The sequence below is a fragment of the Pseudomonas sp. TWI628 genome (assembly GCF_039673865.1).
Lineage (GTDB): Bacteria > Pseudomonadota > Gammaproteobacteria > Pseudomonadales > Pseudomonadaceae > Aquipseudomonas.
Window position 1 is genome coordinate 123870 of record NZ_JBDJMM010000004.1, and the last position, 21552, is coordinate 145421.

At 62.0% G+C, this 21552-nt stretch carries 20 protein-coding genes; 4 read left to right on the forward strand and 16 right to left on the reverse strand.

Features of this window, described 5'->3' with window-relative positions; genetic code table 11:
- Positions 1 to 32 precede the first annotated feature (32 nt).
- The 6 genes from ABE528_RS04555 to gcl all read right to left on the reverse strand — a co-directional run bounded on the left by ABE528_RS04555 (position 33) and on the right by gcl (position 7377).
- Positions 33 to 905 carry an urea transporter gene (locus ABE528_RS04555; RefSeq protein ID WP_152958887.1) on the reverse strand — a complete coding sequence of 291 codons (873 nt, stop codon included), beginning with the start codon at positions 903 to 905 and terminating at the stop codon, positions 33 to 35.
- A gap of 93 nt (positions 906 to 998) precedes the next feature.
- Positions 999 to 2414: a pyruvate kinase gene (gene pyk, locus ABE528_RS04560; protein WP_346652322.1), complete on the reverse strand. Its 1416-nt coding sequence runs from the start codon at positions 2412 to 2414 to the stop codon at positions 999 to 1001.
- The gene (locus tag ABE528_RS04565) at positions 2411 to 3685 is read right to left on the reverse strand and encodes a glycerate kinase (RefSeq protein ID WP_152958889.1); all 1275 of its coding nucleotides are present in this window, start codon (positions 3683 to 3685) and stop codon (positions 2411 to 2413) included. Before ABE528_RS04565 ends, pyk begins: the two co-directional genes overlap by 4 nt.
- Before the next feature lie 136 nt (positions 3686 to 3821).
- Complete coding sequence (locus ABE528_RS04570) at positions 3822 to 4715, reverse strand: 2-hydroxy-3-oxopropionate reductase (protein ID WP_008091658.1); 894 nt, start codon at positions 4713 to 4715, stop codon at positions 3822 to 3824.
- Positions 4716 to 4765: 50 nt separating this feature from the next.
- Positions 4766 to 5548 carry a hydroxypyruvate isomerase gene (gene hyi / locus ABE528_RS04575; RefSeq protein WP_346652323.1) on the reverse strand — a complete coding sequence of 261 codons (783 nt, stop codon included), beginning with the start codon at positions 5546 to 5548 and terminating at the stop codon, positions 4766 to 4768.
- A 53-nt stretch (positions 5549 to 5601) separates the two neighbouring features.
- Complete coding sequence (gcl, locus tag ABE528_RS04580) at positions 5602 to 7377, reverse strand: glyoxylate carboligase (protein ID WP_152958891.1); 1776 nt, start codon at positions 7375 to 7377, stop codon at positions 5602 to 5604.
- Positions 7378 to 7634: 257 nt separating this feature from the next.
- Here gcl and ABE528_RS04585 point away from each other — a divergent pair, with 257 nt between their 5' ends.
- Positions 7635 to 8075: a heme-binding protein gene (locus ABE528_RS04585; RefSeq protein WP_346652324.1), complete on the forward strand. Its 441-nt coding sequence runs from the start codon at positions 7635 to 7637 to the stop codon at positions 8073 to 8075.
- Between the two features lie 105 nt (positions 8076 to 8180).
- Here the strand turns inward: ABE528_RS04585 and ABE528_RS04590 are convergent, their stop codons facing one another.
- Complete coding sequence (locus ABE528_RS04590) at positions 8181 to 8792, reverse strand: TetR/AcrR family transcriptional regulator (protein ID WP_103446543.1); 612 nt, start codon at positions 8790 to 8792, stop codon at positions 8181 to 8183.
- A 132-nt stretch (positions 8793 to 8924) separates the two neighbouring features.
- On the opposite strand from ABE528_RS04590, the gene ABE528_RS04595 reads away from it, so the two are divergent.
- Positions 8925 to 9839, forward strand: a complete 915-nt coding sequence (locus tag ABE528_RS04595; protein ID WP_152958893.1) for a DUF808 domain-containing protein — start codon at positions 8925 to 8927, stop codon at positions 9837 to 9839.
- Between the two features lie 4 nt (positions 9840 to 9843).
- Here the strand turns inward: ABE528_RS04595 and ABE528_RS04600 are convergent, their stop codons facing one another.
- Positions 9844 to 11787, reverse strand: coding sequence for an LTA synthase family protein (locus ABE528_RS04600; protein WP_152958894.1), 1944 nt, complete (start codon positions 11785 to 11787; stop codon positions 9844 to 9846).
- Between the two features lie 153 nt (positions 11788 to 11940).
- On the opposite strand from ABE528_RS04600, the gene ABE528_RS04605 reads away from it, so the two are divergent.
- Positions 11941 to 12252, forward strand: coding sequence for a hypothetical protein (locus ABE528_RS04605; RefSeq protein ID WP_346652325.1), 312 nt, complete (start codon positions 11941 to 11943; stop codon positions 12250 to 12252).
- Positions 12253 to 12318: 66 nt separating this feature from the next.
- Here ABE528_RS04605 and ABE528_RS04610 read toward each other — a convergent pair whose 3' ends face one another.
- From ABE528_RS04610 to puuE, 7 genes are all read right to left on the reverse strand, one after another.
- Positions 12319 to 13101, reverse strand: a complete 783-nt coding sequence (locus tag ABE528_RS04610) for an outer membrane protein OmpK (RefSeq protein ID WP_346652326.1) — start codon at positions 13099 to 13101, stop codon at positions 12319 to 12321.
- A 352-nt stretch (positions 13102 to 13453) separates the two neighbouring features.
- Complete coding sequence (locus tag ABE528_RS04615) at positions 13454 to 14239, reverse strand: outer membrane protein OmpK (protein WP_346652327.1); 786 nt, start codon at positions 14237 to 14239, stop codon at positions 13454 to 13456.
- Between the two features lie 144 nt (positions 14240 to 14383).
- Entirely contained in the window at positions 14384 to 15739 is a 1356-nt protein-coding gene (locus tag ABE528_RS04620) for a nucleobase:cation symporter-2 family protein (RefSeq protein ID WP_152958897.1), read from the reverse strand.
- A gap of 161 nt (positions 15740 to 15900) precedes the next feature.
- On the reverse strand, positions 15901 to 17229 hold the full coding sequence (locus ABE528_RS04625) for a urate hydroxylase PuuD (RefSeq protein ID WP_027921247.1): 1329 nt from the start codon (positions 17227 to 17229) through the stop codon (positions 15901 to 15903).
- A gap of 45 nt (positions 17230 to 17274) precedes the next feature.
- Complete coding sequence (locus tag ABE528_RS04630) at positions 17275 to 17778, reverse strand: ureidoglycolate lyase (RefSeq protein ID WP_152958898.1); 504 nt, start codon at positions 17776 to 17778, stop codon at positions 17275 to 17277.
- Between the two features lie 48 nt (positions 17779 to 17826).
- Positions 17827 to 18342, reverse strand: coding sequence for a 2-oxo-4-hydroxy-4-carboxy-5-ureidoimidazoline decarboxylase (gene uraD, locus ABE528_RS04635; protein WP_346652328.1), 516 nt, complete (start codon positions 18340 to 18342; stop codon positions 17827 to 17829).
- Entirely contained in the window at positions 18342 to 19268 is a 927-nt protein-coding gene (puuE, locus tag ABE528_RS04640; protein WP_346652329.1) for an allantoinase PuuE, read from the reverse strand. The genes uraD and puuE overlap by 1 nt, the downstream gene beginning before the upstream one ends.
- A 376-nt stretch (positions 19269 to 19644) precedes the next feature.
- On the opposite strand from puuE, the gene uraH reads away from it, so the two are divergent.
- On the forward strand, positions 19645 to 19998 hold the full coding sequence (gene uraH / locus ABE528_RS04645) for a hydroxyisourate hydrolase (RefSeq protein ID WP_054884130.1): 354 nt from the start codon (positions 19645 to 19647) through the stop codon (positions 19996 to 19998).
- 143 nt (positions 19999 to 20141) lie between these two features.
- On the opposite strand, the gene ABE528_RS04650 is transcribed toward uraH, so the two are convergent.
- Positions 20142 to 21461, reverse strand: coding sequence for an NCS2 family permease (locus ABE528_RS04650; protein WP_152958957.1), 1320 nt, complete (start codon positions 21459 to 21461; stop codon positions 20142 to 20144).
- Positions 21462 to 21552 lie beyond the last annotated feature (91 nt).

A 21552-nucleotide genomic window follows, 5' to 3' on the forward strand; every position in this document is an offset into this window, starting at 1 on the left:
AGTTGCGATGGGCAGAGCCTAGGGGCTGCGTTTCAGCTGTGCAAGCGGCTGGCGTCGCGTTGCCGGGGCTGGGCGAGGTGGCTGCCCAGATGCATCAGCCAGCAAGCGGCGACGAAGGGCGCAGTCAGCCCGGCGACAGGCAATAGCTTGAACAACGGTTGCAACAGCAAAGCCAGGGCAATGGCCAGCAACGTCACCCAAGGTTTTTCACCCTGGCGACTGAACGCCAATGCCGCCAGTGCCGCATTGAAACCGTACAGCCCCAGCCATGCTGCTTGCGCCTGGTCGGCGAGCAGTGCCACACCGCCGCCAATGGCCGAACCGAGCACGGCCCACATCGCCGCATAGGGGTTGGCAATGAACATCCCGATGATGATCAGCAACCCGGCCAGCGGCTGGTCGAGCAGGAAGATCTGCCCTACGCCACGCGCCAGGGCATACGCAGGTTCTGCCTCGACGAAACCGCTGGGCGCCGGGCTTGCGAACAGCAGGGCAACCCAGCCAAGCAGCACGAACGGCGCGGTATAGGCAACCAGCAGCTTGCCGCCGCGCTTGCGCCATTGGTGGGTGATGATGCTCGACAGGCCGCCGGCTGCGATGATCAGCGGCGGGAGAATGGCCGACCAGGGCAGCACGGCGCTGATCAGGATGCCGATCAGCACGCCGTTGTAGCAGTACAGCCCGGCTTGGCGGTCGGCGCGGTCGTAGCCGCGGCGTTGGGCGGTGAGCAGGCCGGCGAGGGCGCCGAGCAGGGCGCCGCCGACCAGGTTGGGCGCGGTCAGCAGGATGGCCAGCAGGCAGCACAGGCCGCACAGGGGGTTGCGCAGCAGCAGCACCTGGCTGAAGCCGTTGAGCAGCGCCGTGGCCCAGTCGGGGCACGGGTTGACGAAATTCTTGGTGTACATGGGCAGTCAGCAAGGTTGATGGGGGAGCGGTGGGCCTCTTTGGGCCTCGGTTTTCCGCCGGTCGGAACGGGGGCGCAAAGCGCCCCCGGCGTCTCAGGCCAAGGTCTCGATGCGCAAGGTGTTAGTCGAACCCGGCTTGCCGAAAGGCACGCCAGCAGTCACCAGCAGCGTGTCGCCACGGCTGGCCATGCCTTGCGCCTGGGCGATTTCCAGCGCGGTGGATACCACCTCGTCGACCTGGCGCAGGCGGTCGTTGACCACCGAGTGCACCCCCCAGGCCACGCTCAGGCGGCGTGCGGTGGCCAGGTTCGGCGTCAGGTTGAGGATCGGCGCCCGTGGCCGTTCGCGCGCGGCACGCAGGGTCGAGGCCCCCGACTCGCTGTAGTTGACCAGCACCGCCACCGGCAGGATGCCGCTGATACGGCGGATCGCGCAGCTGATGGCGTCCGACACGGTGGCCTCGGCCTTCGGCCGGCCAACGTCCAGTTGGGCCTGGTAGTCCGGGCCGTTCTCCACCTGGCGGATGATCTTGCTCATCATCTGCACGGCTTCCAGCGGGTAGTCGCCGGAGGCGGTTTCAGCCGACAGCATCACCGCGTCGGCGCCTTCGGCCACGGCGTTGGCCACGTCGGTGACTTCCGCTCGGGTCGGCGCTGGCGAGAAACGCATGGATTCGAGCATCTGGGTCGCCACCACCACCGGTTTGCCCAGCTGGCGGCAGGTGCCGATGATGCGCTTCTGGATCTGCGGCACGCTTTCGGCCGGCACTTCCACGCCCAGGTCGCCACGGGCCACCATGATCGCATCTGCCAGTTCCGCGATGGCTTGCAGTTGTTCGACTGCCGAAGGCTTTTCGATCTTGGCCATCAGGTAGGCGCGGTCGCCGATCAGCTGGCGCGCTTCGACAATGTCTTCTGGGCGCTGCACGAACGACAAGGCCACCCAATCCACACCCAGCTCCAGGCCGAAGGCCAGGTCGCGGCGGTCTTTCTCGGTGAGCGGGGAGAGGTCGAGCACCGCTTGCGGCACGTTGACGCCCTTGCGGTCCGACAGCTCGCCACCGTTCAGCACTTCTGTGTCGATCGCGTCAGTGTGCTTGGCAGTCACCCGCAGGCGCAGCTTGCCGTCGTCGAGCAGCAGGTCCATGCCTGGCTCCAGCGCAGCGATGATTTCCGGGTGTGGCAGGTTGACCCGGCGGCTGTCGCCCGGGGTCTTGTCCAGGTCCAGGCGCAGGGCCTGGCCGCGTTGCAGCTGGACCTTGCCTTCAGCGAAGCGGCCGACGCGCAGCTTCGGCCCTTGCAGGTCCATGAGGATGCCCAGCGGGTAGTTCAGCTGCTGCTCGACTTCGCGGATCCATTGGTAGCGCAGGGCGTGGTCGGCGTGCTCGCCGTGGCTGAAGTTGAGGCGGAAGATGTTCACCCCGGCTTCGACCAACTGGCGGATGTCGTCGATGCCTTTGATCGCAGGGCCGAGGGTGGCGAGGATCTTTACTTTTTTATCAGGCGTCATGATTGGGCAGTCTCAAGGATCAGGATGGCGCGGAAGTCGTTGACATTGGTGCGGGTCGGCTCGGTGACGATCAGGGCATCGAGCGCGGCGAAGTAGCCATAGCCGTTGTTGTTGTCCAGCTCATCGCTCGCCGACAGGCCCAGGGCTTCGGCGCGGGCATAACTGCTCGGGTTCATGAAGGCGCCAGCGTTCTCTTCCGAGCCGTCGATGCCGTCGGTGTCACCGGCCAGGGCATACACGCCCGGCAGGCCTTTGAGGCTTTCGGTGAGGCTGAGCAGGAACTCGGCGTTGCGCCCGCCACGGCCATTGCCGCGCACGGTGACGGTGGTTTCACCGCCGGAGAGGATCACGCAAGGCGCCTTCAGTGGCTGGCCGTGCAGCACGATCTGCCGGGCAATGCCGGCGTGTACCTTGGCCACTTCGCGCGATTCACCTTCCAGGTCACCGAGGATCAGCGGGCTGAAACCGGCCTGGCGGGCTTTGACCGCGGCGGCTTCGAGCGACTGCTGCGGTTTGGCGATCAGTTGGAAGTGGCTGCGGGCCAAGGCCGGGTCATCGGCCTTGACGGTTTCCGAAGCAGGGTTGTTGAGCCAGTCGATGACGGCTTTCGGCGCTTCGATGTTGTAGCGCTTGAGGATTGCCAGGGCATCGGCCGAGGTGCTCGGGTCGGCCACGGTCGGGCCGGAAGCGATGACGGTGGCCAGGTCGCCAGGCACGTCGGAAATGGCATAGGTGTAGACGGTGGCTGGCCAGCAGGCCTTGGCCAGGCGGCCGCCCTTGATCGCCGAGAGGTGCTTACGTACGCAGTTCATCTCGCCGATGGTGGCGCCGGATTTGAGCAGCGCCTTGTTGATCTGTTGCTTGTCAGCCAGGGTCAGGCCTTCTGCTGGCAGTGCCAGCAGGGCGGAACCACCACCCGACAGCAGGAAGATGACGCGGTCTTCTTCATTGAGGTTGCTGACCAGTTCCAGCACACGCTTGGCCACGGCCAGGCCGGCGGCGTCGGGGACCGGGTGAGCGGCTTCGACCACCTCGATCTTCTGGCAGTTGGCGCCGTGACCGTAACGGGTCACGACCAGCCCGGAGACTTCGCCCTGCCAGCTTTTTTCAACCACTTCGGCCATGGCGGCTGCGGCTTTGCCGGCGCCGATGACGATGACCCGGCCGCTACGGTCGGCGGGCAGGTAGGGTTCGAGCACTTGGCGTGGGTGGGCGGCGGCGATGGCTGTGTCGAACAGGTCGCGGAGAAGTTTTTGCGGATCGACCGACATGGCAGGCTCCCATTTATTGTTGTTCTGCAGAATCAAAAACGCCCCTGGAACTGCCTCCGTGCAGGCCGAACCAGGGGCGGGTGTTGCTCGGGGTCACGCTCGAGCCTGTGGTCGCAGGCTCAAGGGTGTGGACGTCTTACTTGTCGTCGCGGATCGAGAAGTTGGCCATGTGCTCCAGGCCTTTGATCAGCGCCGAGTGGTCCCAGTTGCCGCCGCCCAGGGCCTGGCAGGTGTTGAACACTTGCTGGGCATTGGAAGTGTTGGGCAGGTTGATGCCCAGTTCCTTGGCGCCTTGCAGGGCCAGGTTGAGGTCCTTCTGGTGCAGGTTGATGCGGAAGCCTGGGTCGAAGGTGCCTTTGATCATGCGCTCGGCGTGCACTTCGAGGATCTTCGACGACGCGAAGCCGCCCATCAGCGCTTCACGTACCTTGGCTGGGTCGGCGCCGTTCTTGGCGGCGAACAGCAGGGCTTCGGCAACGGCCTGGATGTTCAGGGCGACGATGATCTGGTTGGCGACCTTGGCGGTCTGGCCATCACCGTTGCCACCGACGCGGGTGATGTTCTTGCCCATGGCTTCGAACAGCGGCAGGGTGCGTTCGAAGGCTTTCGGGCAGCCACCGACCATGATGCTCAGGGTCGCGGCCTTGGCACCGACTTCACCGCCAGACACCGGGGCGTCCAGGTAGGCAGCGCCAGTGGCCTTGATCTTCTCGGCGAAGGCTTTGGTGGCGGTAGGGGAGATCGAGCTCATGTCGATCACTACCTTGTTCGGGCCCACGCCTTCGGCGACGCCGTTTTCACCGAACAGGACGCTTTCGACCTGTGGGGTGTCCGGCACCATGACAATGATGAACTCGGCTTCCTGGGCCACTTCCTTCGGGTTGGCCAGGGCCACTGCGCCAGCGGCGATCAGGTCGGCCGGTGCAGCGTCGTGGTGGGTGGAAACGAAGATGCTGTGACCTGCTTTTTGCAGGTTCTGCGCCATGGGCTTGCCCATGATGCCAGTGCCGAGGAAACCGATTTTAGCCATGAGAAATTACCTCTTTTATAGTTGTTCGCGGTCCCGATGGGAGCAGTGATTCAGATCGCGTTGTGCGTTTTCAGCCAGCCCAGGCCCGCTTCGGTGGTGGTCAGCGGCTTGTATTCCGCGCCCACCCAGCCCTGGTAGCCGATGCGGTCCAGGTGCTCGAACAGGAAGCGGTAGTTGATCTCGCCGGTGCCTGGTTCGTGGCGGCCTGGGTTGTCGGCCAGCTGGATGTGGTTGATCAGGTTCAGGTTGGCTTCCATGGTGCGAGCCAGGTCACCTTCCATGATCTGCATGTGGTAGATGTCGTACTGCAGGAACAGGTTGTCGCTGCCGACTTCGGCCTGGATTTCCAACGCCTGTTGGGTGGTGTTCAGGTAGAAGCCTGGGATGTCGCGAGTGTTGATCATTTCCATGACCAGGCGGATCCCGGCGGCTTTCAGCTTGTCGGCGGCATACTTGAGGTTGTCGACGAAGGTCTTGCGCACGTCGGCGCACTGCAGGCCTTGTGGGCGAATACCCGCCAGGGCGTTGACCTGGGTGTTGCCCAGCACCTTGGCGTATTCGATGGCCTTGTCCACGCCAGCGCGGAACTCTTCGACGCGGTCGGGGTGGCAGGTGATACCGCGCTCACCTTTGGCCCAGTCGCCCGCCGGCAGGTTGAACAGCACCTGGGTCAGGCCGTTGGCATCCAGCTGCTGCTTGATTTCGGCTGCGCTGAAGTCGTACGGGAAGAGGTATTCGACGCCGCTGAAACCAGCGTCGGCGGCAGCCTTGAAGCGGGCCAGGAAGTCCTGTTCGGTGAACAGCATGGACAGGTTGGCAGCGAAGCGAGGCATGGGTTGTCTCCTTGCGATGAAGGCCCCCAGTAAAGCCTGGGGGCGTCAGGCGATCAGTCCAGCAGCGAGATGGCGGTTGGCGCGTCGTTGCCGACCAGAGCCAGGTCTTCGAACTCGTTGACCGCGTTGATCTCGGTGCCCATGGAAATGTTGGTCACACGCTCGAGGATCACTTCGACCACGACCGGCACGCGGAACTCTTCGGCCATCTTCTGTGCCTTGAGCAGGGCAGGGGCGATCTCGGCCGGCTCGAATACACGGATGGCCTTGCAGCCCAGGCCTTCGACCACGGCGACGTGGTCGACACCGTAGGTGGCAGCGTCGGTCGAGTTGATGTTCTCGAACGCCAGTTGTACACAGTAATCCATGTCGAAGCCACGCTGTGCCTGACGGATCAGGCCCAGGTAAGCGTTGTTCACCAGCACGTGGACGTACGGCAGGTTGAACTGCGCGCCCACCGCCAGCTCTTCGATCATGAACTGGAAGTCGTAGTCACCCGACAGCGCAACGACCTTGCGCTTCGGATCGGCTTTGACCACGCCCAGCGCGGCAGGAATGGTCCAGCCCAGCGGGCCGGCCTGGCCGCAGTTGATCCAGTGGCGTGGCTTGTACACGTGCAGGAACTGCGCGCCAGCGATCTGCGACAGGCCGATGGTGCTGACGTAGCAGGTGTCCTTGCCGAACACCTGGTTCATTTCTTCGTACACGCGCTGCGGCTTGACCGGCACGTTGTCGAAGTGGGTCTTGCGCTGCAGGCTCGCCTTGCGCTGCTGGCAGTCTTCCAGCCAGGCCTTGCGGCACTTCAGCTTGCCGGCGGCTTTCCACTCGCGGGCCACTTCGAGGAACACGTCCAGTGCCTTGCCAGCATCGGAAACGATACCCAGATCCGGGGTGAACACGCGGCCGATCTGGGTCGGTTCGATGTCCACGTGCACGAACTTGCGGCCTTCGGTGTAGACGTCCACGGAACCGGTGTGGCGGTTGGCCCAACGGTTACCGATACCGAACACCAGGTCGGATTTCAGCAGGGTGGCGTTGCCGTAGCGGTGCGAAGTCTGCAGGCCGACCATACCGACCATCTGGGCGTGGTCGTCCGGGATGGTGCCCCAGCCCATCAGGGTCGGGATTACCGGTACGCCGGTCAGTTCGGCGAACTCGACCAGCTTGTCGCTGGCGTCGGCGTTGATGATGCCGCCACCGGCTACCAGCAGTGGGCGCTCGGCGTCATTGAGCAGGGCCAGGGCTTTTTCGGCCTGTACGCGGGTAGCGGACGGCTTGTTGATTGCCAGTGGCTCGTAGGCGTCGATGTCGAATTCGATTTCGGCCATCTGCACGTCGAACGGCAGGTCGATCAGCACAGGGCCTGGGCGGCCGGTGCGCATTTCATAGAAGGCCTTCTGGAAGGCGTAAGGCACCTGGCCTGGTTCCAGAACGGTGGTGGCCCACTTGGTGACTGGCTTGACGATGCTGGTGATATCGACAGCCTGGAAGTCTTCCTTGTGCAGGCGGGCACGGGGTGCCTGGCCGGTGATGCAGAGGATCGGGATGGAGTCGGCCGAGGCGCTGTACAGGCCGGTGACCATGTCGGTGCCGGCTGGGCCGGAGGTACCGATGCACACGCCGATGTTGCCTGGGTTGGCGCGGGTGTAGCCCTCGGCCATGTGCGAGGCGCCTTCGACGTGACGAGCGAGGACGTGATCGATGCCACCGACTTTCTTCAGGGCCGAGTACAGCGGGTTGATGGCAGCCCCCGGGATGCCGAACGCGGTATCTACACCTTCACGGCGCATGACCAGAACGGCTGCATCGATTGCTCTCATTTTGCTCATGGTTTGTGCCTCATTGATTTTGTAATTGTATACAACTTGCTTTGTGCCAGAGTGTATTCACGGCTGGCCGCTCAGGTCAACGGGTTTTCGTCGGACAAGACCGCTTTCGTTCGAGCGCCCGTGAAAACGGCGGTTTGCGGTCTCGCATACGATCGTTTCAATTTATTGTATACAAAAATAGATTCAGTTGTGTTCTATTGGCTTATCGGTTTTTCACCTGCCCTCAGGGCTTCTCACAACAAGAAGAGGACCTTTCCATGAACGCTTTGAACCTGAAAGTCGCTGTCAGCCTGGTGAACGCCGCGCTGGCGGCGGGCCGCAAGATCAATGCAGCGCCGCTGACCGTGGCCGTGCTTGATGCCGGCGGGCACCTGCTGGCCTTGCAGCGCGAGGACGGCGCCAGCCTGATTCGCCCGCAAGTGGCCACCGGCAAGGCCTGGGGTGCGATTGCCCTGGGCAAGGGCTCGCGTCTGCTGGCGCTGGATGCACAGCAACGGCCGGCGTTTTTCGCGGCGTTGAACGGTTTGGGTGAGCAGCCGGTGGTGCCTGCGCCGGGCGGCGTGCTGATTCGTAATCAGGACGGCAAGGTGCTGGGAGCGGTGGGGATCAGCGGCGATACGTCGGATATCGACGAGCAATGCGCGATCAGTGCGATCGAAGAGGCGGGGTTGAAGGCGGATGCGGGTGTAGCGGCTTAATTCTTTGCTGTCTGATCTGGCGTGATCGCGGATAAATCCGCTCCTACAAGGATTACCACAGGCCTGTAGGAGCGGATTTTTCCGCGATGAATCCAGCGCCGATTGTCAGGCCACTTCAGGCTCACAGCCCTTGAGCACCATGCGTATGATGGTGTCGGCCGCAGCATCGTAATCGCTGTCGGCCAGCTTGGCCTTGCCGGTCACCGCCGAAATCTGCCAGTCGAAATCGGCATAGGTCTGGGTCGCGGCCCAGATGCTGAACATCAGGTGATGAGCATCGACATGGGCGATCTGCCCGCGGTCGATCCAACGCTGGATGCACTCGATGTTGTGCCGGGCCTGCTCATTCAACTGCTCCACCTGGTTCGGCGACAGGTGCGGTGCGCCATGCATGATTTCGCTGGCGAACACCTTCGAGGCATGGGGCAGGTCACGCGAGATGCGGATCTTCGAGCGGATGTACGCACTCAACACTTCTTTCGGATCACCGTCGGCATTGAACGGCGTCGATGCCTGCATGATCGGCGCGATGATGCTCTCCAGGACCTCGCGATAGAGGTTGTCCTTGGATTTGAAGTAGTAATACACGTTCGGCTTGGGCAGGCCGGCCTTGGCAGCGATGTCGCTGGTCTTGGTGGCGGCGAAGCCCTTGTCGGCAAACTCTTCACTGGCTGCGCGCAGGATCAGCTCCTTGTTGCGCTCGCGAATAGTGCTCATGGTCAGGGATCTTCCTCGATAATGGCCACCTCTAAGAGGGATCGGGCATGGTAGCACCGCGCCCGACGGACGCTCAAGGCAGCGGCTTTGGGCTAGAATCCGGCACATTGTCTAATTTGGATACAAGCAAACATGGCAGGAAGCAGTCTATTGGTACTGATCGACGACATCGCCACGGTGCTCGACGATGTTTCGGTGATGACCAAGGTCGCGGCAAAGAAGACCGCAGGCGTGTTGGGTGACGACCTGGCGCTCAATGCCCAGCAGGTCACCGGCGTGCGCGCTGAGCGCGAGATTCCGGTGGTGTGGGCGGTGGCCAAGGGCTCGCTGGTGAACAAGGCGATCCTGGTGCCGGCGGCGCTGTTGATCAGCGCGTTCATCCCCTGGGCAGTGACGCCGCTGCTGATGCTGGGTGGCGCCTACCTGTGCTTTGAAGGCTTCGAGAAGCTGGCGCACAAGTTTCTGCACAGCAAGGAAGAGGACGAAGTGCAGCACGAGGCGCGCAAGGAGGCCGTGGCCGATGCCACTGTCGACCTGGTGGCGTTCGAGAAAGCCAAGATCAAGGGTGCAGTGCGTACCGACTTCATCCTCTCCGCCGAAATCATCGCCATTACCTTGGGCATCGTCGCCGACTCGCCGCTGACGCAGCAGATCATCGTGCTGTCGGGCATCGCGGTGGTCATGACCATCGGTGTGTACGGGCTGGTGGGCGGTATCGTCAAGCTTGACGACCTGGGGCTGTGGATGACCCAGAAGTCGTCGCAGCTGGCCCGTTCGATCGGCAACGGCATCCTGCGGGCCGCACCCTACATGATGAAGAGCCTCTCAGTGATCGGCACCGCGGCGATGTTCCTGGTCGGTGGCGGGATTCTGGTACACGGGGTGGCGCCCCTGCATCACGCGGTCGAGGCGTTCAGCGAGGGGCGCGGAGGGGCACTGACCAGCGGCCTGCTCAATGGCCTGGCCGGTGTGCTGGCCGGGGCCGTGGTGCTGGCGGTGGTGGCTGCTGCGGGGAAACTGTGGCGGGCGCTGCGGCCCGCCACATGAGGGCTCACTTGCCGGTTGCGATGCCTTGCTCCTCGGGCTTCCAGGCCAGCAGGCCCTGGCTGAAGCCGTGGGCGGCACTCTGGTAGTAGGCGATTGCCCGGCGGATCAGCGGGTTGTCGCTGGTGACTGTGGTTTCCCGGCTTTTGCCCAAGGCGTCTTCATGCACACGCATGCCGCCACGTGGGCTGAGAATGGCCAGGTTGTTGCCGTCGAACAGCCCCAGGTGCTGGTAGTTGCCGATCAGCACGCGTGGCGGCAGGTCGTCTTCCTTGAGCAGGTCGCGGCCGAAGAAGGTCGAGGTGTAGTCGAAGTTGAGCAAGCCCAGCAGGGTAGGTGCCAGGTCGATCTGGCTGGCCAGCTTGCTGTCTTCGCGGGGCTCGACCATTTTCGGTGCGTAGATCCACAGCGGGATCTGGTAGTTGTTCACCGGCAGGTCCTCGACCCCGGCGCTACCGGCCGTGTGGTCGGCGACAAAGACGAACAGGGTGTTGTCGAACCACGGCTTGCCCTTGGCTTCCTTGAGGAACTGGGCGATGGCATGGTCGGTGTACTTCACCGCGCCTTCGCGGCCGTCGCCTGACGGGATGTCGATGCGGCCGTCCGGGTAGGTGTAGGGACGGTGGTTCGAGGTGGTCATCAGTTGCAGGAAGAACGGCTTTTGCTGGGCGAAATCGGCATCGGCCAGCTTGAGGGTCTGCCGGTACAGGTCCTCGTCAGCCATGCCCCAGGCGTTCTTGAAGCTGATTTCGCTTTCATCGACGCTGCTCTGGTCGACAATGCGGTAGCCGTTGCCGCTGAAGAAGGCATTCATGTTGTCGAAGTAGCCGCGCCCGCCGTAGACGAAGACGGCGTCGTAGCCTTTGGCGGTCAGTTGCTGGCCAAGGCTGGCGTAGCCGCTTTCGCGGCCGATGCGCTTGACGATCGAGCGGCCCGGGGTGGGCGGGATCGACAGGGTGATGGCTTCCAGGCCGCGGTCGGTACGGGTGCCGGTGGCGTAGAAGTTGTTGAAGTACAGGCTCTCGCGGCGCAGGGCGTCGAGGTTCGGCGTGAGGTTGCGCGCATCGCCGTTGCTGCCCATGTACTTGGCGCTGAAGCTTTCGATGGTCACCAGGATGATGTTCGGGGTGCGCTGCTCGCCGTTGGCACTGATGTGGCGGCGGATGTCCTGAGGCTCCTGGCCCTGGAAGCTGGCATTGGGTTCGGCCAGTTCCTGGTGCATCTGCGCGCCGACTTCACCGGCGCCGAGGCTGGCGTAGAACTGGGTGTAGTCCAGTTCGTTGTTACGGAAGGCGGCGAAGAACTGGTAAGGGCCGTTGCTGGCCAGTTCGCGCTGGTAGGCGTTGCCGCCCTGGCCGCGTGGGAACTGCTGGTCGATGACCACGATGTTCAGGCCGACCAGCACGGCCAGCACGCCCAGCCCGGAGAAGCGCTGGCGTGAGGTGGCGGCGGGGCCGGCGAGGGCCTGGGCCAGCGGTTTGCGCAACAGCAGAGCGAGCAGGGCTGCGGCCACCGCGATGCCGCTGAGCAGTGCCGGCAGTGGGTAGGACTCGCGGATGTTGTCCAGCACTTCCTTGGAATACACCAGGTAGTCGACAGCGATAAAGTTGAAGCGTACGCCGAATTCATCCCAGAACAGCCACTCGGCCACGGCGACGAACAGCATCACGAACAGGCTGACCACCAGCAAACCGCCGAGCAGCCAGCGGTTGGCAGGCGAGCGCCACAGCCTGTTCGGGCACAGCGCCAGGTACACACCCAGCGGCAGGGCCGTGTAGATGAGGAAGCTCAGGTCGTAGATGGCCCCGTCGAAGAAGATCGAGAAATAATTGCCGCTGACCTCATCCAGATGAGTCACCAGCAATAGGATTCGTGTCAGCAGGAATATGCCGAACCAGGTTGAGCAAAGCAGCAGCAGATAGCGCCATGGCGCGGCGAGGGAAGTACGCATCAAGTTGGCCTGTTTTCTTTCTTGGTTGTGCGAGGGCAACGAGTCTAGTCGAAAATTTGCAAAAATATTGTCAAAAAATCGCCGTACAGGCGAAGGCGATGGCTTTATAGTCGTAACTAGCTTTTTCAGACTTGATCGGGAGGAAAAACCCACATGTTCGGTGTGCTGACTTACGACGCCTATCACTTGGCGCTCTACCTGCTCACGGCACTGGCGTGGGGGGCTTTGGGCTTTGGCTTCCTGCTGCGCGGCGCCGACACTCAGGCCCTTTACAAGTGCTGTGCGATGTTCGGCCTGGCATTGGCGATCAATTCGGTCATGCTGGTGCTGGATATCTTCCGGGTGCTCCCGCACTACGAAGTAGAGTGGGTATTGCTGGTGTTTGGCATGTTACTGCCAGCGGTCATGTTTTTGACTTACAAGGCAATATTTTTTGCAAGTAAGATAAGTCTTAAAAAGCTTTAAGCGTAAACTTACAAGGTGGTTGAATGACGGCGCCGTCAAATAACGGCGCTGTCACGACTCAGCCGATCAGAAGTGTACTTTCACCAAGAGACTCATGGTGTTCTGGTCGGTGGTGAAGCCATCGCTGTCCTTGATGCCGTACTTGTCCTTCCAGTAGTCGTACTCGACACCCACATACAGCTGCTTCTCGCCCAGGTGCAGGGCTTTGCCCAGGTCGTACTTGATCTGCGGGTTGAAGTGCAGGTTGGCGTGGTAGGTGCCGTGACGATTCTCGTCATTGTCGACGACCCAGTCCATGAAGCCATCGATCAGCACATCCGAGTCACCGACCGGAATGGTGTAGGACCAGACCGGGGTGATCTGCCAGACATTGTTGCCCGCGCGGCTGCCTTCAGGCATGCGGTTGTAGAAGTTCAGCTGGAAGTAGTCGAAGCCCGGAATGTTCAGGTCGAAGCCTGGGCCGATCAGGTACGACTCGACGTCACCCTCGCCAAACTCGTAGGTCGCGGCCAGCAGCACGTCCTTGACCGGGCCGAACTCGAGCTTCTGGTCGAAGATCTTGCCGAACGACAGGCGCGGGCTGAATTCGCCGTAGTAGCTGTTGGGGCCGTTATTGGCGTCCTTCTTGCCCAGGTAGAAGATCTTGTCGACGAAGAAGAAGTTGTCGCCGTACTTCCAGCCATCGGCGTGCTCGAAGGTGAAGGTTTGCTGAGTATCGGGGTTGACCTTGAAGTTCTTGCCCCACAGGTAGGTCAGGCTGTTGTTCTGCCACTGCAGCAGGTCGCCAGCGAAGGTGGTGCCGCAGGCCAGCAGGCCGCCCGCGAGAATCAGGCTGTTGATGGTACGCATTGCGAGTGTCGCTCCCTTGATTGATCTGTTGTCAGCGCTCGTTATCGGCGCTTTTTTGTCTTTTGAGTCAGCTTTTTTCGATTGGCCACACTTGTTTGGCAAGAGCTGCGCCAACTTTCGGGGTTAGCTGCTACCTTCCTGCTCGACTCGTTCTGAACGGATGAAAATGGGTGTTTCAGGCTGGCAACACGTTGGCCAACCGCCCGAATTCATTGACTGAGCGGTCAGTAAACGCAGGCAGAATCCATCCTGCCCTGATCGAGGGGGCGCGCAGATTACTGGCTTGCGCGCCGCGCCTCAAGTGCTCCGTCCTGGAGCACGGTGATTCAAACCTGTGCGTTTGGTCAGATTTTCAGAAGTGCACTTTGATCAGGGCACTGGCGACACTCTGATTGCTGTCCAGGTTGCCGCGGCTGTCGATGCCGTACTTGTCTTTCCAGTAGCTGTACTCGAAGCCGACGTACAGCTGCTTGGCGCCGATGTTCAGGGCCTTGCCCAGGTCGTACTTGACCTGCGGGTTGAAGTGCAGGTTGGCGTGGTAGGTGCCCCGTTTGTTCTGGTCGTTGTCGGTGACCCAGTCCATGTAGCCGTCGATCAGGATGTCGGACTTGCCCACGGGAATGGTGTACGACCAGCCCGGGGTGATTTGCCAGACATTGTCACCAGGGCGGCTGCCTTCGGTGTTGCGCACATAGAAGTTCAGCGTGAAATAGTTGAAGCCGGGAATGTCGAGGTCGAAGCCGGGGCCGATCAGGTAGGCCTCGTTGTCGCCTTCGCCACGTTCATAGGTCATCGCCAGCAGCAGGTCCTTGATCGGGCCGAAGGCGAGCTTCTGGTCGAAGATCTTGCCGAACGACAGGCGTGGGCTGAATTCACCGTAATAGGTGGTCACGCCTTTGCCGGGGTCGGGCTTGCCGTTGTAGAAGATCTTGTCGACGAACATGAACGTGTCGCCGTACTTCCATTTGTTGGCGTGCTCGAAGGTGACAGTCTGCTGGATGCTCGGGTTGACCTTGAAATCCTTGCCGTACAGGTACGTCAGGCTTTCGCCGTGCCACAGCAGCCAATCGCCTGCATGGGCGGGGAGGGTGGCCAGCAGGCTGCTGCCCAGCAGCAGGGACGAGGTGATGCGCTTCATGTTGTGATTCCCGGACTTATTGTTTTTGTTGGCGGTTTTTTCGGCGCGCAGGCGCCCCGAGCGGCCCATTCCGGCGGGCCGACGGTGAAGCGGTTACGGCGGATAGTGAACAGGGGCGGCACACTGCGCCGCCCCGCTCAGGGCTCAATGTTGGTGGCAGGCGTCGTTATGCACGGCGCGCTCGGCACCACCGAGGATGTTGAACAGCACGTTGAGCACCAGGGCACTGACCGTGGCCATGGCAATCCCGCTGTGGGTGATGGGTTCCATCCACTGCGGCATCTGCGCGAAGAACTCCGGCTTGACCACAGGGATCAGGCCGAAGCCGACGCTTACCGCCACCAGCAACTGGTTGCGACGGTCGCCGATGTCGGCTTCCTGGAGGATCTTGATCCCGGTGGCCGTGACCATGCCGAACATGGCGATGGACGCGCCGCCCAGTACCGCGGGCGGGATCGAGGCAATCAGGAAGGCTGCCTTGGGCAGCAGGCTGAGCATGATCAGCAGTGCGCCTGCGGTTATCGTGACGTAGCGGCAACGCACGCCAGTCATCTGCACCAGGCCGATGTTCTGGGCGAACGAGGAGTGGGTGAAGGTGTTGAAGAAACCGGCGATGAACGACGCGCCGGCATCGCACAACAGGCCGCGACGCAGCATCCCTGGTGTCACTTCACGGTCTGTCACCTTGCCCAGGGCGAGGAACATGCCCGTCGACTCGACGAAGATGATCACCACTACCAGGCACATCGACAGGATCGGCGCCAGGCTGAAGGTCGGCATGCCGAAGTGCAGTGGGGTTACCACTTGCAGCCACGGCGTGTCGCTCAGGCCCGACAGGTCGACCATGCCGATGGAACCGGCGAGGATGTAGCCAAGGCCCATGCCCACCAGCACCGACACGTTGACCCAGAAGCCGCGCATGAAGCGGTTGATCAACAGGATGACGGCCAGCACCAGGCCAGCCACCAGCAGGTAGATCGGCGAGCCGAAGGTCGTGGCGTCCTGGCCACCACCGGCCCAGTTGACGGCGACCGGGAACAGCGACAGGCCAATCGAGGTGATCACCGTGCCGGTGACTAGTGGTGGGAAGAAGCGTACGACCTTGGACATGAACGGCGCGATCAGCATGCCGAAGAACCCGGCAGCGATGGTCGCGCCGAAGATCCCCTGCAGGCCCACGCCTGGCATGCCGGCCATGGCCACCATGCTGCCGACGGCAGCGAAGCTGGCACCCATCATCACCGGCATGCGGATCCCGACCGGGCCGATCCCGAACGACTGGATGATGGTGGCGACACCGGCGACCAGCAGGTCGGCGTTGATCAGGAAAGCGACTTCTTCACGGGACAAACCAGCGGCCTGGCCGATGATCAGAGGGACGGCAATCGCCCCCCCGTACATCAGCAGTACATGTTGCAGGCCAACCAGGAACAGTTGGAACAGGGGCAGAGGCTGTCGCGGCGGCGCAACTGGAATGTACGCCTTGCGTGACTCGGACATGCAGCACCTCGAGTTTTGTTTTTATTCTCGGATCCAAGTGACAAGCTCCAAGCGGCAAGCTTCAAGAAAAAGCTTGGGGTTCCCGCGTTGGAGCCTGACACTCGATGCTTGCTTCCTACTACGTACAGCTTGAGGCTTGCAGCTTGACGCTTGGAGCTCGATCAGTTGACCTGAGCGCCTTTGGCGATCCAGTCACCGACGAGCTTGCGCTCTTCGGCAGTCATCTGGGTGATGTTGCCCAGCGGCATGATCTGGCTGGCAACCGCTTGCGCCTGAATGCGCGCGGCCTGGGCCTGGATCTGCTGCGGGGTGTCGAACATCACGCCGGCAGGTGCTGCGCTGAACAGTGGGCTGGTCGGTTTCGACGAGTGGCACACGCTGCAGCGTTCCTGGATGACTTTGTGGATCTTGTCGAAGTCGCCACCCGCGGCCTGTGCAGTTGCCTGGGCCGGGGCCTCGGCTGGTGCGGCTGGTGCTTCGGCGGCCTTGGCGGCTTCCTCGGCGCGCAGCTCGGCGGCAGTCTTGCCACCGACGGCGGTGGCGGGCAGTGGCTGGTACTCGACCTTCGCTGCGGCCTGCTCAGGGCTGACTGCCATCGGCTTGGGGCCGGTGACATAGGCCAGGCAGATCATCGCCAGGGCACCGACCGGCAAGGTCCAGGCGTACTTGTTGCTGTCGTGGCGGGTGTTGAAGTAGTGGCGGATCAGAACCGCGGCTACTGCAATGCCGGCCAGGATCAGCCAGTTGTACTGGCTACCGTAGGTGCTCGGGAAGTGGTTGCTGATCATGATGAACAGCACCGGCAGGGTGAAGTAGTTGTTGTGACGCGAGCGCAGCAGGCCCTTGGCCGGCAGTACCGGGTCGGGGGTCTGGTTGTTCTCGATCGCCGCCACCAGCTGGCGCTGGGCCGGCATGATGATGCGGAACACGTTACCGACCATGATGGTGCCGATGATCGCGCCGGTGTGCAGGTACGCACCACGGCCGCTGAACACCAGGCTGAAGCCGAAGCAGGCGGCAATGATCAGGACGAACAGCACGGCGCCGAGCAGGGCAGGGTGCTTGCCCAGTGGCGAGTCGCACAGGAAGTCGTAGATGAACCAGCCGGCAACCAGCGAACCGATACCGATGGCCACGCCTTCGGCACCGCTCAGGGTGCTGCCGGGGGCCAGCAGGTAGAGGCTCGGGTTCCAGTAGAACACCACGCACAGCAGGGCGATACCGGACATCCAGGTGAAATAGGCTTCCCATTTGAACCAGTGCAGGTTCTCGGGCATTTTCGGGGGTGCGAGCTTGTATTTCTCCAGGTGGTAGATACCACCGCCGTGAATCGCCCAGAGATCACCCGACAACCCATCGCGCGGGTTGCTTCGGTTCAGGTGGTTCTCCAGCCAGACGAAGTAGAACGATGCACCGATCCAGGCCACGCCGGTGATCATGTGAACCCAGCGAATGCTCAGGTTCAGCCATTCGTGAAGGTGTGCTTCCACAGTATGTACCTCTGCCGATCACCGTGAACGATGACCGACCTTTTCTTATTGGTGGGGATTGAGGATCAGCATCTGTTCCTCGGTGAAGTAATGCTCATCGCAGTTGTTGCCAGAACCACTGCGATCAACCACCAGGAAGTCATCCCGCTTTTCGATCGTCAGCACCGGGTGGTGCCAGACGCCGCGATGGTAATTAACGCCCTGCCTGCCGTTACTACGGAAGGCACGGACCAAACCTGATACAGGTGCATCGCCAACGGGCGCGACCACGATCAGAAAGGGGTTGCCGAGCAGCGGGATGAAAGCCTGGCTGCCCAGCGGATGGCGCTCCAGCATGCGCACGGTCAGCGGCATGTCCTGCGCGTCGGCGCGGAAGATGCTGATGATCGCCTTGTCTTCAGGCTCGGCGGTCTCGACCGTGGCGAGCTTGTGAAAGCGCATGGTCGAGCCGTTGTTGATCATGAAGTGGTCGCTGCCATCGGTTTCGATCACGTCTCCGAATTCGGCGAAGGCTTCTTTGGTCAGGGGCTCGATCGTCAGGGTGCGCATGCGGATTCTCTTCTATTGTTCGTTTTTCAAATAAGGTTCGGCTGTTGCTTACAGCTGCAGCAGGCGGAACAGGGCGATCAGGTTGATCTGCGCCAGGGCTTCCTTGAATTCGGCATCGGCATCGTTGTGGATGCGTTTTTCAAAGGAGGCGAGGATCTGGTGCCGGTTGCTACCTTTTACCGCCATGATGAACGGGAACTGGAACTTGGCCTTGTAGGCGTCGTTCAGTTCGGTGAAACGGGCGAACTCTTCGGCGGTGCACTGGTGGATACCGGCGCCGGCCTGCTCGTTGGTGCTCGATTCGGTCAGCTCACCCTGGATGGCGGCCTTGCCGGCCAGGTCCGGGTGAGCGTTGATCAGCGCCAGTTGGTCGGCGTGGTTGGCGCTGAGCAGGATGTCGCTCATGCGCTGGTGCAGCGCCTCGATCTCGTCCAGTTCGTCCAGCTGGCCCAGGTCGTAGGCTTTTTCGGCGACCCATGGCGAGTGCTCATAGATGTCGGCGAACGCCGCGACGAAGGCGTCACGGGGCAGGGTGGAGGGCTTGAGGGTTTTGAAGGCGGTCATCAGGCGTTCTCTTTCTTGTACGGGTGGGTGGCGTACCAGTGGCGGGCAATGTCCACGCGACGGGCGAACCAGACCTGATCGTGGCTCTTGGCGTAGTCGACGAAACGCTTGAGCGCGGCCAGGCGCGCCGGGCGGCCGACCAGGCGGCAGTGCAGGCCGATGGACAGCATCTTCGGGGCGTCGCTGCCTTCGGCGTACAGCACGTCGAAGGCGTCTTTCAGGTACTGGAAGAACTGCTCGCCACAGTTGAAGCCCTGCACCTGGGTGAAGCGCATGTCGTTGGTGTCGAGGGTGTACGGGATCACCAGGTGTGGCTTGCCGGTCGGGTTGTTCGGTTCCCAGTAGGGCAGGTCGTCGTCGTAGGTGTCGCTGTCATAGAGGAAGCCACCTTCCTCCATCACCAGGCGGCGGGTGTTCGGGCCGGTGCGGCCGGTGTACCAGCCCACCGGGCGTTCGCCGGTGAGTTCGGTGAGGATGCGGATGGCTTCGAGCATGTGCTCGCGCTCCTGGGCCTCGTCCATGTTCTGGTAGTCGATCCAGCGGTAGCCGTGGCTGCAGATCTCGTGGCCGGCTTCGGCCATGGCGCGGATCACATCGGGGTGGCGCTGGGCGGCCATGGCCACGGCGAAGACGGTCAGGGGTACCCCGCTGTCCTTGAACAGCTTGAGCAGGCGCCAGACGCCGGCGCGGCTGCCGTACTCGTACAGCGATTCCATGCTCATGTTGCGCTGGCCCTGCAGCGGCTGGGCAGCGACCATCTCGGAGAGGAAGGCTTCGGACTCTTTGTCACCGTGCAGGATGTTGCGTTCGCCGCCTTCTTCGTAGTTGAGGACGAAAGACAGCGCGATGCGAGCGTTGCCCGGCCATTGCGGGTGAGGAGGGTTGTTGCCGTAACCGATCAGGTCGCGAGGGTAGTCAGCGCTCACTGCAGTCTTCCTTCTTGTGTGTTAGTGCGGGGTGGGCGGGCCGCGTCGGGATGTCGCACCACCGGATGGGCTGATTGTATACAACTTCTGAAATCTTTTGTAAGCCTGTTTTTCCGCATTTCTTCCCTTTTGTCGCATGAGAATCCGTTGCAAGAAACCTGCCTGTTTGGTCAGTTAATGGCGTTAGGCTCTGCACCGCGCCTGTATTTGTGACTGATGGCTGGTTGGCGGGGCTCGTGACGCAAGGGCTTAAAAAATTGTGTACAATCTAGCGCTGAAATGTCTTAATGGCCTCATTCCCGCACATCGCAGGCCCCATGCTGGGGCATTGGCTGTGTATTTTTTGCCCATAGATTGAACAAGAGGCGACAAGCAGATGGGACGTTTGACCACACACGTACTGGATGCCGCGCATGGCTGCCCAGGCAGCTCGATCAAGGTCGAGCTGTACCGCGTCGAAGGCCAGCAACTGGAGCTGGTGAACACTGCCCTGACCAACAGCGATGGCCGCGTCGACGCCCCGCTGCTGCAGGGTGACGATTACCGTACCGGCGTCTACCAGCTGCAGTTCAGTGCTGGCGCCTACTACCGTGCCCGCGGCGTGCAGCTGCCGGACACGGCGTTTTTGGATGTTGTCGTGCTGCGTTTCGGCATCGATGAAAAGCAGGAGCACTACCACGTGCCGCTGCTGATCTCGCCGTACAGCTATTCGACCTACCGCGGAAGCTAGTTGGTCGCTAGAAGAATCTTCGTAGGTCCTTTGGCCCGCTCTCACACTGGCGGGCTTTTTTTCGTCTGCTGTTTTTGTGTGGCCGGTACGGTTGAATGAATAAAGAAAGGGCGCCGAAGCGCCCTTGGTTGGTGCGGTGAGGCTCAGAGGAACACGAACTTGGCAATGAAGATCACGCACAGTACCCACAGGCTGGCGGAGATTTCCTTGTATTTACCGGTACCCGCCTTCAACGCCACATAGCTGATGAAGCCCAAGGCAATACCATCGGCGACCGAGAAGGTCAGCGGCATCATGATCACCGTGACGATCGCCGGAATGCTGTCGGTGGCTTCGTCCCAGTGGATATGCGCCATGCTGCCCATCATCAGCATCGCCACGTAGATCAGCGCGCCGGCAGTGGCATAGGCGGGAATCATCCCGGCCAGCGGGGCGAAGAACATTGCTGCGATGAACAACAGGCCGACTACCACCGCCGTCAGGCCAGTACGACCCCCTGCGGCTACACCGGCAGCACTTTCCACATAGCTGGTCACCGGTGGTACGCCGACCACCGCACCGAACACGCTCGACGCACTGTCGGCCTTCAATGCCCGCGACAGGTTTTCGATGCGCCCGTCCGGTGCCACCAGGTTGGCCCGCTGGGCCACGCCCATCAGGGTGCCGGCGGTGTCGAACATGTGCACGAACAGGAACGCCAGCACCACGCTGATCATGCTGACGTTGAACACGCCGGCCACGTCCATGGCCATCCAGGTCGGTGCCAGGCTCGGCGGCATCGACATCACCCCGCCGAACTTGACCAGCCCCAGGCCCCAGCCGGCCAGGGTGACGCCGATGATGCTGATCAGGATCGCACCAAACACACGCTTGTAGCTGAGGATGGCAATCAGCAGGAAGCACAGCGCCGCCAGCAGCGGCCCTGGTTCATGCAGCGAACCCAGCTTGATCAGGGTGGCCGGGCTGGCAACGATGATGCCGGCAGTCTTCAGGCCGATCAGCCCGAGAAACAATCCGACGCCGGCCCCCATGGCATGGCGCAGGCTCACCGGGATGCTGTTGAGCAGCCACTCGCGCACGCGTGACAGGGTCAGGAACATGAACAGCACACCCGAGACGAATACCGCCCCCAGCGCCGTTTCCCAGTTGTAGCCCATGGTGCCGACCACGGTGTAGGTAAAGAAGGCATTGAGCCCCATGCCCGGCGCCAGGCCCACCGGCCAGTTGGCGTACAGGCCCATCAGCAGGCAGCCCAGCGCGGCAGCGATGCAGGTGGCGACGAAGGCGGCACCATGGTCGATGCCGGCGTCGGCCATGATGTTGGGGTTGACGAAGATGATGTAGGCCATGGTGATGAAGGTGGTCACCCCGGCGATCAGTTCGGTTCTGACAGTGCTGCCGTGTTGCTTGAGTTTGAAAATCCGCTCCAGCCAACTCGTTTCGAGCGGCGGCGCGAGATCCAGCGTAGGGGCTTCCGATTTGCGGCTTTCCACAGCATGTACTCCTCAAGTCTTTCTTGTTGTTGTGGGAGCCAGGGTCCTGAGCTATGCACTT